We start from the raw sequence: 13,571 nt of genomic DNA on the forward strand, positions 1-13,571 counted from the left end.
TTTATCTGAGAGGGAATCATGAAGGTCAAAGGGACAGATAGAGGTTTTACACTGATCGAACTGGTCGTTGTGATAGGAATCATTGGTATCCTTGCGGCCATATCGGTACCCGCTTATAACAGTTACAAAAGGACGTCCTATCGAGGCAATGCCAAGGCCGCGCTGATGAATGAAGCTCAAAGGGCGGAACGCTTCTTTACGCAGAATGGTACTTATGTCGGTGCGCCACTAGAGTCAGCCTCGACAGGAGGCGGCACCTACACATTGCAATTTTCTTTTGCTGATAGCAGTACCTTTACCTTGCAGGCAGTCCCTGCGCGGATCCAGGTTGGCGATAAATGCGGCACGTTAAGTATAAATCAGCTTGGAGTAAAATCTGCCGCACAATCTGGTTGTTGGTAAGGTCCGAACGAATTAGTGCAAAGCAACTCAGATTTCGTATGTCTGGGATCTGAGTTGCTGGCATATGCTGCGACTTATATTTTTTGCCCCATCTCTGCAGATTCATTAAAATTCCACTTGACACTAATGAGTAGTTTGTTCTGTAATGTGCGAGTGTTTCGTTGTCTGAGTTGAACAACTGATCTACGCTGTTTACTTTGTCTCTGGGGGGGGATGCAGATGCTACGTAGCTTGAAGACCGCTGACAGCGGTTTCACCCTGATTGAACTGCTTATCGTTATCGTCATTATCGGTATCAGCGTTTCGATCGCCATTCCGCAATTTTCTACCTTTTCTCAAAAAGCCACCCTCCGCGCGACCGCCCGCGAACTATACGGTCAGTTTCAACGTGCCAAGATGGAAGCGATCAAGCGAAACGAAACGGTCGCTATCGTATTTTCTACTTCCGGTCAAAGCAGTTATTCTATTTTTGCCGATACCACCAGAAACGGTCGTTGTGACAGCGATGAAGATCTTTTGGCTGAGATAACGTTGCCGCAGGGAATTGTCTTCGACAAGATCAGCTTTCCCGATGGTGCAACCAGTTTTACTTCAAGAGGGCGTCCCGGCGGTAATTTCGGCGGCGTCGATGTCAAGGATTACAGAAGTGGTAAAACGATCCGCTTGACGACCACCTTGGCCGGTTATGTTCATCTGGCGAACAAATAAACGATGAAGAGGCCTCTCTTACGATGGCGACCGGGGAATTGTCGTGGTTTCACCCTGCTAGAAATGCTGATAACCTTGGCGCTTACGGGCATCATCGGCAGCTCGATGCTTAATCTGTATCTCGGTAGCTCCCGGGTTTATACAGCTCAATTGCAGGTTACAGAAATTCAGCAGAACCTGCGGGCGGGACTCGATGCCCTCAGTTCCGATCTGAGAATGGCCGGTTACGCCAGGGGCAGCGATGCGGTCACCGGATTGATTAATGCTGGTCGTCAATCTGTTCATTTCACCATGGACTTGAGTCGTGATGGCGATTGCAACGATGCCAATGAAGATTTGACCTACAGTCTCTATAAATCCTCAGGAATCCCACGTTTGGGACGGAAATCCGCTGGCGGTAATAACAGCCCGGCCGCTGAATATATCGAAGCTATGGGGTTTGCCTATGCCTTTGATGGGAATGCTGATGGGCTGCTTGATGGCGATACTGCCGGTCGTATTCACTGGGGGGTGATTGGTCGCAACGGCAACTGGGTTGAATTAGATACTGATGCCGATAATCGGATCGGTGAAGAGGATGATGCCGATAACGACGGGATTATTGATGGCATCGATACTGGGATTTTGGCCAAAGTTGAAGATGTCAGAGTGGTAAAGATCTGGTTGCTCGGACGGGCGCCGCAGCAAGATCCTCACTACGGCGGCGGGCAGCGTTTTGTCATTGGTGATCGGGTCCTGACCTTTAATGATCATTATCGTCGCAGACTGCTACAGACCAGTGTCAGCTGCCGAAACCTGGGGATATAGGATGATGGATATACAACGTGAGACGGGCTTTTCCTTGCTTGAAGTGGTCATTGCCATGGCGATATTTACAACGGGAATGCTTGCTGTTGCTGGTTTGCAGATAACCTCCGTGCGTGGCAATGTGGTTGCCAGGGAAGCCACGGTCACGACGGCATTGGGGCAAGCTGAAATTGAACGTTTATTGGCGCTGCCCTTTGAACATCCTGACCTGTCCGCGACTGGCGCTGGTTCGCGCAACTGGGAGGAAGCTCATTATTTGTACCGGTTGGTGGTCGTAGAGGATGAACTGTTGCAAAAGACCAAGACGATTCAGTTGGATGTTGATTGTCTGCTGCAAGGGAAAACCAAGGGCACTCGCCTCGTGGCTGCCAAAGCGAATCTTTTTTAGGTGAGGGGAAGATGAAAAGACTGCGGAATCAATCGGGAAGTGCATTGCTCTTTGCTATTTTGATGTTAGCGCTGCTGACCATTATCGGTTTGAGCGCCTCCTCAAACACAACCCTGGAGTTACTGATTGCCGGGAATGACAAAGGGCACAGGCAGGCCTTTTACTATGCTGATGGTGCCAATGAAATCACCAAGGTGCTGATTGAAGAGGCGATTGCCGAGCGTGGCTGGTCTGATCACTCGGGTAGCGACATAACCCTTGGCAAGGTGCATCTGCTAGATAAGGATTTTTTTCTGGCGGACGCGTTGGGGAGCACCCAGGCCGATGCGGATAACCGCGCTGCGACTGTTGATTTTGGGCGCGGCAGGACCTCTTTGGTAGTCGGCGGCAATAGCCGCCTGTCGAGTGGCGGTGCTGTGCAGATGTTGGCCGGCTATGAAGGGCAGGGTAAAGCTTCGGCCGCGGGCGGTGCCTGGATAATTTACGATATCCGCACCCAGCATGAGAGCCCAACCAAGAGCAAGGTGAAAATTGCCTCGCAGTGGCGACACATGCTTTAAATCAAGCTCGTTATCCATTTGACTCAACCTTGAATGATTTAACGTCAAAGCATGGTGGAAAAATATTATCCACTGAAAGCACTGAACTCACGGAAAATTCTTGATCTTACAAATTCCGTGTCTTCCGTGTTTTCCGTGGACAAAAACTGAAGAGCTAACGCAACACCGATTTTTGGTGAAGCGAAGTAGATAGCCAGATAAATATATTCCAATTTCAATTGTTATGATGAATCCTGGGGGGGATGATGACTGCCAAGTGTTACTTTACGTCAGCCGGATATCGGTTGGCTTTTCTTTGTATCTCTACATGCCTGTTGCTGATACCTGCCGATCTCTGGGCAGGTAATTCCTTAGCTGATTACACCGCTTATCCACCTTTTTTGACCGCTCAAACACCGCCCAATGTCATTATCGCTCTCGACGTGTCCGGAAGCATGAAATTGCCTGCCTATACCGAAGCAGGGATTGATTGGCGGACTGGAGTGCAAACCAATTTCAGCCCGCATGATGAATATTTCGGCTATTTCGATCAGGATTCGCGTTACGGCTACGATACGCAAAAACAGTTCTTCTTTGCGGATTCTGCAGGCCAATGGGACGGGAATTTCCTGAACTGGGCAACCACGCGGAGGATCGATGTTGCCCGGAAGCTGATTGCGGGGGGGAGAGTCTCGGTCGTGACCCGGGATAGCGACCGCAATTCCCCGACTTACAAACAGATTGTGTCGCTTAATCGCAATAAAGCGCGAATGGATCAGAATTGGCAGCAGGACTGGGACGGTTGGTACATCATTGAAGGTCAGAATGAGCCTTATGATGGCCAGTTTTACAAGCGCTACCACAGTAATTCCAGTGGTGGCCACACTCCGCTGGTAATTGGTGACGATAAGGTTTTTCAGGTCAGTCAGCAACGCCTGATCCCGCAGCAGGACGTCGCTGTGAATGCCTTTGCGCTCAGTGCACAAATCGAAGTTGGTACGTTGGCCATCAAGCTGCGAAAAGGAGAAGAGTGGCACTGGGTGCCGTTCGTCAATAGCTATAACCAGCCCCGGGTGGTCGTGACCTCCGCAACAGCGAATGGTCGAGATCCGTTAAGTGCGCCCATAATCCGTCTGCAGGACGGTTTGAATGATGGTTTTTATGTTCGCTTGCAGGAGTGGGATTATCTCGACGGGGAGCATGGTGAAGAAACTTTGTCCTACCTGGTGGTTGAATCTAAATCAGTGGCCGGTGCTGCGCTCGGCTGCCTCGATATCGAGGATGAGCAGGGGGCAATCTGGCAGTTTTGTGCTGAAGCTGATTCTCAACCGGTTAGCTCGCAGCAGTGTGGGGTGAGCGGCTATCCCGGCGTTGTGGCGCAACAGATTAATTGGGATGCCCCGCTTCCGAATGCGAAACCGCTCGTCTTTACCGGGCTCAGAAGTCGAACTGCGGCGGTTGATAGTGACGCTCTGGCCGTGCGCAGCTATTTTCCCGCTGGTCGTCTTGATCGTTCTTTTGTCCAGGTGACTATCCAGGAGCAGGAAGAAAAAGGTGGCGCCAGCAGTTGTGACCACGAAACGGTCGAACAGGTTTCCGCTATTGCCGTCGTGCCGCCGAAGGGGATGTCTGCTGTTTCGGTTGGTCGCTGGAACTATGGTGATCAGCAGATTAAATTACAGGCCGGAATTCTGCGAGGGGTGAGCCAAGACTGGACGGAGCTCAATAATGATTCTGAACAGCCTTTTTCTCAGTCACCATTCTTACTGACGGCAATTCAGTCGCAGCGAGAAAATGACCCGGCAACGCTACGAACCGATTTCGCCGAAGGGGATAATGGTTGGCGGGTGGAGATGAAGATCGACGAAGAGCAGTCACTCGATAATGAAACCTCTCATCGTGCCGAGGAGGTCGGTTGGTTGGCGGTTGAGGTCGTCACCGGCTATGCCATCCGGATCGGGGTTCGAGAAGAACCGATCGGTCTGTTGCAGAAATCCTCCGGGTCGATGCGCTTGGGGCTGGCGGTCTATAACTATGACCATCAGCGTGCCGTAAGCGAAATATATACGGATAATCAGGTCAACGGTGGCACCCTCTATCCCTGTTATCCCGATCCGCAGTTACCGATGGGACAACGGACCACCACCGATATCTGTTTGCCGACCGGGGTGCATGATCCGCTGGCCAACAGTCTACGCGTGGTTGAAGAATATCCACTGCTCTGGGGTACGACGCCGCTGGCTGAAACGTTGCTGGAGATAGGTCATTATCTGCGCCAGTCCAGCCCGACTGGCGATGGCTATTATGACGATAAAAGTCCCAAGCCGAGCTATCCTTTCGGGCTGGAAAACGATCCCTACTATTCTCTGGAACTGGGTGCCAAGATGGATTGTGCCAAGAGTTTTGTCCTGCACTTTACCGATGGCACTCCAGAGCGTGATTGGGATGGTGCTGGGCAGCCGTCGCTGCGTAGCGACGGGATTGGTCCAAGTGGTGAAAATGAAATGCTCGATGCTGTCGCCGCGTTGCTGCGCCGAGAAGATCTCCGCCCCGATGCCGAACTTTCCAGCCATCAGGAGGTTGTTTCCTATTATGTCCTGGCGGCCTTTGGGGGTGATGGGGATGAGGGGAGCGGGCAGGACAATAACGCCAGCAGACGTTTACGCGAAGCAGCGATCAACGGCGCATTTTTTGATCAGGATGGCGATCACCGTCCGGACCCACAACCGCCAGGCGATGTTAATCAATATTTGATCGATCATATCGATCCACTGACCGGGCAGCCGGATTGTCGAGATAAAATCAACGAATGGGACCGCAATGGGGATTGTAACCCGGACGGGTTTTATCTTGCTAAGGATGGATTTGCCCTGGAGAAGCAGTTGGAAGCGGCTTTTATGTCGATCGGCAAGCGGAGTTCTTCCGGAACCGCTGCTGCGGTTGTTGCCAGTTCCCGCTCTGGGGCAGGGGCCATTTATCAGGCGCTTTTTTATCCGCACTATGATGATCGACAAGGCCATACCCTGCAGTGGAGTGGACAGCTTCAGGCCTTGCTGATCGATGATTACGGAAACTTGCGTGAGGATACCAATGGCAACGACGCGCTCGATTTAGCTGAAGACTTGATGGTTGTCTTTGACCGGTCTGCCGAGGACGGGGCGCAGGTGACAACCTATCGTGACGGGATAGTGCAAAGCGATGGCTCGGTGGGCAAGGCCAACGGCCGTCTCGATCCCGATGAGCTGGCAGCGCCGGTTGCCGTCGGTGATCCTGATTCGCTAAAATATTTGTGGCAAGCAAGTGACTGGCTCAATCGGTCGGAACTGCAACCGGTTAGTCAGCGAAATTATCGCACCGCCAGTCAGGAGCGATATGTTTTTACCTTTGTCGATGATGGTGATTTGCTCGCCACCTCAGGAGAGGTCGTTGCTTTCACGGCCGCAAATCGAGCCCTGCTGGCCCCTTATCTTCACCTGTCAGAACCCTTTCGTTATTCGGCAAACCATCCACCTGCCGGTGTCAATAAAAGAGACTATCCGGCATTTCAGGATCATCAAGCGGCTCGACTGATCAACTGGGTGCGTGGGCAGGATCAGGCGGCGTTTACTTTCGGGGATTCTTCTTTGCCAGCGATGCGCAGTCGGGCTTATCAGTATCAAGCCGCCGGGCAATTATTCGATGGTACTTGGCGATTGGGTGATATTATTCATTCGACACCGACCGTTGTCGGACGTCCGGCGGAAGATCTGGACCTGCTCTATCGTGATCGCAGTTACGTTGAGTTTTACCAGCGCTACAAAGATCGTCGCAACGTGATTTATGTTGGCGCTAACGACGGTATGTTCCATGCGTTTAATGCCGGCTTTTATGATGCCGCAACCCATTCTTACCAGCGCCTGCCGCGACTGGCGAATGGGAAAGCCGATAACAGGAAGAACAGTTATGAGTTGGGCTCGGAAATCTGGGCCTATATCCCTCATAACCTGTTGCCCCACTTACACTGGTTAACCGATCCTGATTACACCCATGTCTATTACAACGATCTCAAGCCGAAGGTTTTCGATGCGCGGGTTTTCCTCGATGACGACCGTCATCCGAATGGCTGGGGAACGCTGTTGGTGACAGGGATGCGGTTGGGCGGCGGAGCGATATACGCCGATCTGAATCACAATGGTCGGATCGATGGTGATGATAAGTTGATGCGTTCGGCTTTTTGTCTTTTTGATGTCACCGATCCAGAAGAACCTCCTGTTCTTTTGGCTGAGATTGCCTTGCCTGGGCTTGGTTATTCCACCAGTTATCCTGTCGTTGTCAGGGTCGAGGATGACAGTGGTGGCACCTATGGCGCCAGCCACTATCTGCTGTTCGGCTCCGGTCCGGCGGGCGTTGATGGCCTGCCTGACAGGCAAGCGCTGGAGCAGTTTGCCAGTCGTCAGCCGGGTCGAATGTTTATGCTGCATTTGAATCGTCTGACCGATGATCGTCAGCAGCTGTGCTTTGTTACTGCGTCGGGCGCGTGTGCGGCGGCTGATAGTCGCTCCCCTTATCTGATGCTTCTTGAGAACAAGAGCTTGGTGAGTGAGCCGATAAGCGTCGATTGGGACCTTGATTACGGTACCGATGCGGTCTACTTCGGGACAGTAAATGGCAGTGCTGCTAGCGGTTGGGGAGGGTCCTTCCGGCGGATTGTGGTTGACAACGATCCGGATAGCAGCCGCTGGGATACGGAAAATCTGTTTTTGGACCTGTCTCCCGGCGAGATTGAGGGCTCTGCTGATGGGAACTCAGTCTCCAGCGGTCAGCCGATTAGCGCCGCACCGACCGCGGGACTTGAGGAGAACGGTCACTTGATTGAACGCTGGCTTTTTTTCGGCACCGGTCGTTTTTTGAGTTCCGATGACAATGCCAATGGTGATCAGCAGAGTTTCTATGGGCTTAAGGAGCCGAAGGATGTCGGCGGTAACTGGTCGTATGCAACCTTGCGGCGCAATGCCGATCTGCTGGATGTCTCGCAGGGGCAGGTCTACGCTCGTGGGGCGGCTGTGAGCGGTCTGGATGGAATCGGTACTTTCGAGCAGCTTTTGGCACAAATATTTCATCAACACGGCTGGTTGATGGATTTGCCCGATTTTAAAGAGCGCAGTATCAGTCAGGCTACTTTGCTGGGGAGTGTTCTGACGTTCGCCAGTTTTGTTCCTCAGCAACAGTCTTGTAGCGGAGCGGGACAGAGTTTGTTGTACGCGCTTGATTATCGCGCTGGAACGGCTAGCAGCAAGCAGATCTTTGGTGCTAAGACGGATGAACGCAGTGACTCGGATGGAAATACCACAGAGGATGAGCCGGTAAAAAAGCGGCAAAAGGTCGGCGAGGGGATTGCCTCATCCCCAGGGATCCATACGGGGCGTGAAGAGGGGACTAAGGTGGTCATCCAAACAAGTGGTGGTGCCATTATAACCGTTAAACAAGAGAGTCTTGGCCCAAACAAAAGCGGTGTGACTGCCTGGGAGGTTGAGGACTAGGGGACTGACTGCTGGACGAAAACTCCAGCTGAGGTAAACCGGTAGAATGTGGTATAAGGGCCTGTCACCGATGGTGGCAGGTTTTTTTATTCTTCCCCTTTTTTTAAAGTTGGCTGTGAGTATGCACCCCCTTGATCAAAAAATTTTATCTGTGTTGGCGAAGCAGTCCGATCGTCCGTTTAATCGTCGCGAACTTGCAGGAAAGCTGCGCTTGCAAGGGGCCGAGCGAAAGCTGCTCACTGTTCGGCTGAAGCAGTTGCAGAAAACCGGACAGGTGCTGATGAATCAACGCGGTTGTTACCGACTTGCCGCAGAGGCCGTTTCGCTGGAGGGGACGGTGACGATCTTGGCAGAGGGCTTCGGTTTTTTTCTGCCAGCGGATGAAAAGGCCGAAGACATTTTTATTCCCGCCCGCTCACTTGATGGCGTGATGAATGGTGATCGGGTTCTGGTGCAGCCGCTACGAGGGGGCCGTGATGGTCGTCCCTATGGCCGGGTTGTCAAGGTTCTGCAGCGGGCACATTCTTCGGTGTTGGGTGTCTATCAGCAGCAACGAGGGAAGGCCTGGCTGATGCCGCTCGATCCAACCATTGCCAAAACTGTCTTCGTGCAACAAAAAAACAGTATTCAAGCCGAACCCGGGCAGGTGGTAAAGTTGGAGCTTGACCATTACCCGACGGCGACTTCCGCAGGTAGCGGACGTATCGTCGAAGTGCTGGGGAGTCAAGATGATCCACGCGTCGATATTGAAACCGTGATTCGAACGCGCGGTTTGCCGCAGTATTTTTCCCCCGAAGCTGTGGCTGAGGCGGAAACGGTTGCTGGTCAGGTAGACGCCGAGGAAATTGCGCGGCGCACCGACCTGCGTGATTTACCGCTGATGACTATTGATGGCGAAACGGCCAAGGATTTTGATGATGCCGTCGCTTTGCGCAGGGAGACCGATGGCAATTATCGACTCTGGGTCTGTATCGCCGATGTTGCTCATTACGTCGCTGAGGCGGGTGCGCTTGACCATGATGCCCGTGAGCGGGGGACAAGTGTCTATTTCCCCGGTCATTGCGTACCGATGTTACCCGAGGCGTTAAGTAACGGTATCTGCTCGCTCAATCCGCAGGTCGACCGTTTGGCCATGGTTGCCGAAATGCTTTTCAATCGGCACGGGGAGCGCTTAAGTGAAGATTTCTACCCGGCGGTCATTCGTAGCCAGGCACGTTTGACCTACACCGAAGTTGCCGCTTATTTGGCTGCTCCAGAGGGAACACTGCTCACCTCGGCGATAGCCGAACAATTGCCGCCGATGGCGGAATTTGCCGAGGTTCTCGGCCAGATGCGGCGGGAACGGGGCAGTTTGGAGCTGAATCTGCCTGAGGTGGAGATTATCCTGGACGATACCGGTCGTCCTGTTGCAATGGAGAAGATTGAACGGACGATAGCCCATCGGTTAATCGAAGAATTTATGTTGGCGGCCAATGAGGCCGTTGCGGGCTTTCTGGAGCGGCGCAATTATTCTTTTCTTTACCGTATTCACGAATCTCCGACTTTTGAAAAGTTACAAGATTTTCAACAATTGGCCGCTGAATGTGGTGCCGGACTGGTGCTCAGTAGAAATCTGCAACATGACCTGCAGCAATTGCTCGATGATATCACCGAGCGTCCTGAAGCGCGCTTGTTAAATCAGCAACTGTTGCGCAGTCTGCAGCAGGCGCGTTATACGCCGGAAAACAAAGGACACTTTGGCTTGGCCGCACCGTGCTATTGCCATTTTACCTCACCCATTCGTCGTTACCCGGATCTGAGCGTACATCGGACGCTGAAAAAGGCCCTGCTGCAGGCACGTCAAACGACAGCACCGCCAACCGCTGCGTTGCTAGAACTTGGTCTGGATTGTTCCGCCAAGGAGCGGCGGGCGATGGCTGCCGAACGCGACTTGCTGGAGTTGCGGCGCTGTCAGTTAATGCGCGAGAAAGTCGGTGAACAGTTTCATGGGACGATCTCGTCCGTGGCTGAATTCGGTTTTTTTGTCGAGCTTGACGATCTGTATATCGAAGGGCTGGTCCATGTTCGCAGCCTGACAGGTGATTACTATCGTTTCGATCCGATCGGGCATACCCTGATCGGAGAACGCCGCCGAACCGTTTTTCGTGTGGGTATGCGGGTTCGTATCAGGGTGGAGCGGGTCGAGTTGTGGCGCCGGAGGATTGATTTTACCCTTGTCGAACGAGCATGATAATCGCTAATATTTAACAGTTAACTCCTGTTTTCTTGCAGCCAGGTAATTTTAGCTTATGGATATAAGAACAAGGTTCATCTCCGCAGACCCTCCCATCGGCCCCTGTGTGGTCACTCTTGGGAATTTTGATGGTGTTCATCTCGGCCATCGGGCCCTGTTTCGCCATCTGATTTGTAAAGCTCGTCAGTTAATGTGCAAATCAGTCGTTTATACTTTTGATCCGCATCCGCTTAAATTGTTAGTCCCTGACAAGGCCCCGCTGTTGTTGAACACTCCAGCTGAAAAACAGCGCCTGATTGCGGCCTCCCATGTTGATCTTTTGTTGGAGGCACTCTTTACCAAAGAGCTGGCAAATCTCTCCCCCGAGCAGTTTGTCGATGACGTGCTGATTGGCACGCTGCAGGCACGAGGGCTGGTGATCGGCTATGATTATGCTTTCGGCAAAGGTCGCCGTGGTGACGCAGATTTTATGCAATCCTATTGTGCCGCCAAGGGAATCGCGGTTGATGTGCTGCAGCCGGTTGGCGCCGACGGACTGCCATATAGCTCAACCCGCATCCGCAAGTTACTTGCCGAGGGGAAAGTAGCTGAGGTTGTTGCCCTGCTTGGCCGTCATTACAATTTAGAGGGGGAGGTTGTTGCTGGGGAACAACGTGGACGGGAGATCGGTTATCCGACCGCCAACCTGAAGACAGAAAAAGAGCAACTGCCAGCCCCAGGTGTTTACGCCATCAAGGTGAGGCACAACCTGCAGGAATATAACGGTGTGGTTAATCTTGGCCAGTGCCCGACTTTCGGTTCCGGAAAATCAACTATTGAGGTTCATATGCTTGATTTCTCGGGTCAACTCTACGGTCAGAAAATCCGTATCTATTTCGTAGAGCGTTTGCGCGGTGAACAAAAATTTTCCAATTCTCAGGAGCTTGTCGCCGCCATCGCTGCCGATGTCGTCAGGGCGCGCCAAATTCTCGGCTTGCGGCAGGTCATTCAATACCAGGAGTATCTTTCTTATTGAAAGATTAGGGCTGGTGCATTAAAACATGGTATGGTATGTTTTATGATCTCAAAATTACATTCAGTGTCACTTTTCTTTTGCGCCACATAGGCCCGACTACCGGTTTGTTGCGCAGAAAAAACCAGTTTGGAAGGGGCATCGCTTTTCAAGGTTGTTGAATCCTGTTTTTGTTAGAGATCTCGAAGCGATTAAATGGAATTGGAAGGGTAACATTTAGATGAGTGCAAACCGCCTTGGTGAATTACTGGTTCGCAACCAGTTAATTTCTGATGATCAGCTTGCAAAGGCCATTGCCGAACAAAAAATAGAAGGAATCCGCCTGGGCGCAGCTCTGATCAAGCTTGGTTACGTGCAGGAAAATGATCTCGCCTCTTTTTTGTCAAAGCACTACGGAGTCCCATCTATCAACCTCGCCGAGTTTGATGTCGACCCGGCTGTCGTTGCCCTGATCCCCGCCGACGTTGCTCAGAAGTACCAGCTGGTTCCCATTAATCGCGCCGGTGCCACGCTGATTGTGGCCATGTCTGATCCATCAAATATCTTCGCTATCGACGACATTAAATTCATGACCGGTTTTAATGTCGAGGTCGTCGTTGCTGCTGAAGCCGCTATAAAAGAAGCAATCGACAATTATTACGATCAAAGCTCTTCGCTGGCCGACGTTATGAGTGGGCTGGAGGACTTTGATGATCTTGAACTGGTTGACGATGCCAGCTTGGAAGATGTCGGTGAACTGGAGAAAGCCAGTGAGGATGCCCCGGTTGTCAAACTGGTCAACTTGATTCTGACCGATGCCATTAAGAAAAAGGCTTCGGATATCCATATCGAACCGTATGAGCATGTTTTTCGCGTACGGTATCGGATTGATGGCGTGCTTTATGAGGTGATGAAGCCACCTAAAAAACTTAAAAATGCCATCACTTCGCGGTTGAAAATAATGGCCAACATGGATATCGCCGAACGGCGTTTGCCGCAGGACGGTCGGATCAAAATCAAGTTGGCGCGCAATCAAGAAATGGATTATCGGGTCAATTGCCTGCCTACCCTGTTTGGCGAGAAGGTGGTTTTGCGTTTGCTCGACAAGAGTAACCTGCAGCTTGACATGACCAAATTGGGCTATGAAGAACAGGCCCTGAAATGGTTTAAGAACGAGATTCACAAACCCTTCGGCATGGTCTTGGTTACCGGCCCGACCGGCAGTGGCAAGACCGTTTCGCTTTATTCGGCGTTGTCTGAGCTGAATAAAGTCAGTGAAAATATTTCCACGGCGGAAGATCCGGTTGAATTTAACTTTGCCGGGATTAACCAGGTGCAGATGCACGAAGATATCGGCTTGAACTTTGCCGCTGCGCTACGTGCCTTTTTGCGTCAGGATCCTGATATCATCATGATCGGTGAGATCCGTGATTTTGAAACCGCAGAAATTGGTGTCAAAGCAGCCCTCACTGGGCACATGGTGTTGTCGACTCTGCACACCAATGATGCCCCAAGCACCATCAATCGTCTTTTGAATATGGGGATCGAGCCCTTTTTGGTGGCTTCTGCGGTCAACTTGATTTCTGCTCAGCGACTCGGCCGCCGAGTCTGCTCCGAGTGCAAAGAACCCGATGATCCTTCTAGGGACGCGCTCCTTTCTGCCGGTGTTTCTGAAGAGGATGTTGGTAAGGTTACAATTTACAAGGGGCGTGGTTGTTCAGTCTGCAACGATACTGGTTATAAGGGGCGGATCGGTATCTATCAGGTGATGCCGATGTTTGAAGATATTAAAGAGATGGTTCTTTCCGGGGCCAATACTGCGGAAATAAAGCAGGAGTCGATGCGCCTCGGGGTTAAGACCATGCGCCAGTCGGCGTTGACCAAAATGCAGGAGGGGATGACGACTCTGGAAGAAGTGCTTCGTTGTACGATCGGTGATGATTGATGGAATGCTTTATTTTCTACGTCAATAAAAAAGAGGTTT

General features: G+C 51.8%; 9 protein-coding genes. All 9 read left to right on the forward strand.

The genetic code is table 11. The annotated features are described in order from the left end of the window. The first annotated feature begins 18 nt into the window (after positions 1-18). The 9 genes from ACZ5PT_RS12345 to pilB all read left to right on the forward strand — a co-directional run bounded on the left by ACZ5PT_RS12345 (position 19) and on the right by pilB (position 13,532). Positions 19-402, forward strand: coding sequence for a type IV pilin protein (locus tag ACZ5PT_RS12345; RefSeq protein WP_464263339.1), 384 nt, complete (start codon positions 19-21; stop codon positions 400-402). 219 nt (positions 403-621) lie between these two features. Then, positions 622-1,110 carry a GspH/FimT family protein gene (locus tag ACZ5PT_RS12350; protein ID WP_464263340.1) on the forward strand — a complete coding sequence of 163 codons (489 nt, stop codon included), beginning with the start codon at positions 622-624 and terminating at the stop codon, positions 1,108-1,110. 3 nt (positions 1,111-1,113) lie between these two features. Beyond that, the gene (locus ACZ5PT_RS12355; protein ID WP_464263341.1) at positions 1,114-1,917 is read left to right on the forward strand and encodes a prepilin-type N-terminal cleavage/methylation domain-containing protein; all 804 of its coding nucleotides are present in this window, start codon (positions 1,114-1,116) and stop codon (positions 1,915-1,917) included. A 1-nt stretch (position 1,918) separates the two neighbouring features. Beyond that, positions 1,919-2,305, forward strand: coding sequence for a type IV pilus modification PilV family protein (locus tag ACZ5PT_RS12360; RefSeq protein WP_464263342.1), 387 nt, complete (start codon positions 1,919-1,921; stop codon positions 2,303-2,305). Positions 2,306-2,316: 11 nt separating this feature from the next. Continuing rightward, on the forward strand, positions 2,317-2,865 hold the full coding sequence (locus ACZ5PT_RS12365) for a pilus assembly PilX family protein (RefSeq protein WP_464263343.1): 549 nt from the start codon (positions 2,317-2,319) through the stop codon (positions 2,863-2,865). Between the two features lie 245 nt (positions 2,866-3,110). Continuing rightward, positions 3,111-8,363: a pilus assembly protein gene (locus tag ACZ5PT_RS12370; RefSeq protein WP_464263344.1), complete on the forward strand. Its 5,253-nt coding sequence runs from the start codon at positions 3,111-3,113 to the stop codon at positions 8,361-8,363. Positions 8,364-8,484: 121 nt separating this feature from the next. Beyond that, complete coding sequence (gene rnr, locus ACZ5PT_RS12375; RefSeq protein ID WP_464263345.1) at positions 8,485-10,593, forward strand: ribonuclease R; 2,109 nt, start codon at positions 8,485-8,487, stop codon at positions 10,591-10,593. A gap of 58 nt (positions 10,594-10,651) precedes the next feature. Then, entirely contained in the window at positions 10,652-11,611 is a 960-nt protein-coding gene (locus tag ACZ5PT_RS12380; protein ID WP_464263346.1) for a bifunctional riboflavin kinase/FAD synthetase, read from the forward strand. 217 nt (positions 11,612-11,828) lie between these two features. Next, positions 11,829-13,532, forward strand: coding sequence for a type IV-A pilus assembly ATPase PilB (pilB, locus tag ACZ5PT_RS12385; protein WP_464263347.1), 1,704 nt, complete (start codon positions 11,829-11,831; stop codon positions 13,530-13,532). The last annotated feature ends 39 nt before the right edge of the window (positions 13,533-13,571 follow it).

The sequence above is a fragment of the Desulfuromusa ferrireducens genome (assembly GCF_055389805.1).

What these genes read in the sequence shown, in the direction of transcription:
- ACZ5PT_RS12345 (WP_464263339.1), top strand. Translation starts at nt 19, where the DNA reads ATGAAGGTCAAAGGGACAGATAGAGGTTTTACACTGATCGAACTGGTC.
- rnr (WP_464263345.1), top strand. Translation starts at nt 8,485, where the DNA reads ATGCACCCCCTTGATCAAAAAATTTTATCTGTGTTGGCGAAGCAGTCC.
- ACZ5PT_RS12370 (WP_464263344.1), top strand. Translation starts at nt 3,111, where the DNA reads ATGACTGCCAAGTGTTACTTTACGTCAGCCGGATATCGGTTGGCTTTT.
- ACZ5PT_RS12350 (WP_464263340.1), top strand. Translation starts at nt 622, where the DNA reads ATGCTACGTAGCTTGAAGACCGCTGACAGCGGTTTCACCCTGATTGAA.
- ACZ5PT_RS12355 (WP_464263341.1), top strand. Translation starts at nt 1,114, where the DNA reads ATGAAGAGGCCTCTCTTACGATGGCGACCGGGGAATTGTCGTGGTTTC.
- ACZ5PT_RS12380 (WP_464263346.1), top strand. Translation starts at nt 10,652, where the DNA reads ATGGATATAAGAACAAGGTTCATCTCCGCAGACCCTCCCATCGGCCCC.
- pilB (WP_464263347.1), top strand. Translation starts at nt 11,829, where the DNA reads ATGAGTGCAAACCGCCTTGGTGAATTACTGGTTCGCAACCAGTTAATT.
- ACZ5PT_RS12360 (WP_464263342.1), top strand. Translation starts at nt 1,919, where the DNA reads ATGATGGATATACAACGTGAGACGGGCTTTTCCTTGCTTGAAGTGGTC.
- ACZ5PT_RS12365 (WP_464263343.1), top strand. Translation starts at nt 2,317, where the DNA reads ATGAAAAGACTGCGGAATCAATCGGGAAGTGCATTGCTCTTTGCTATT.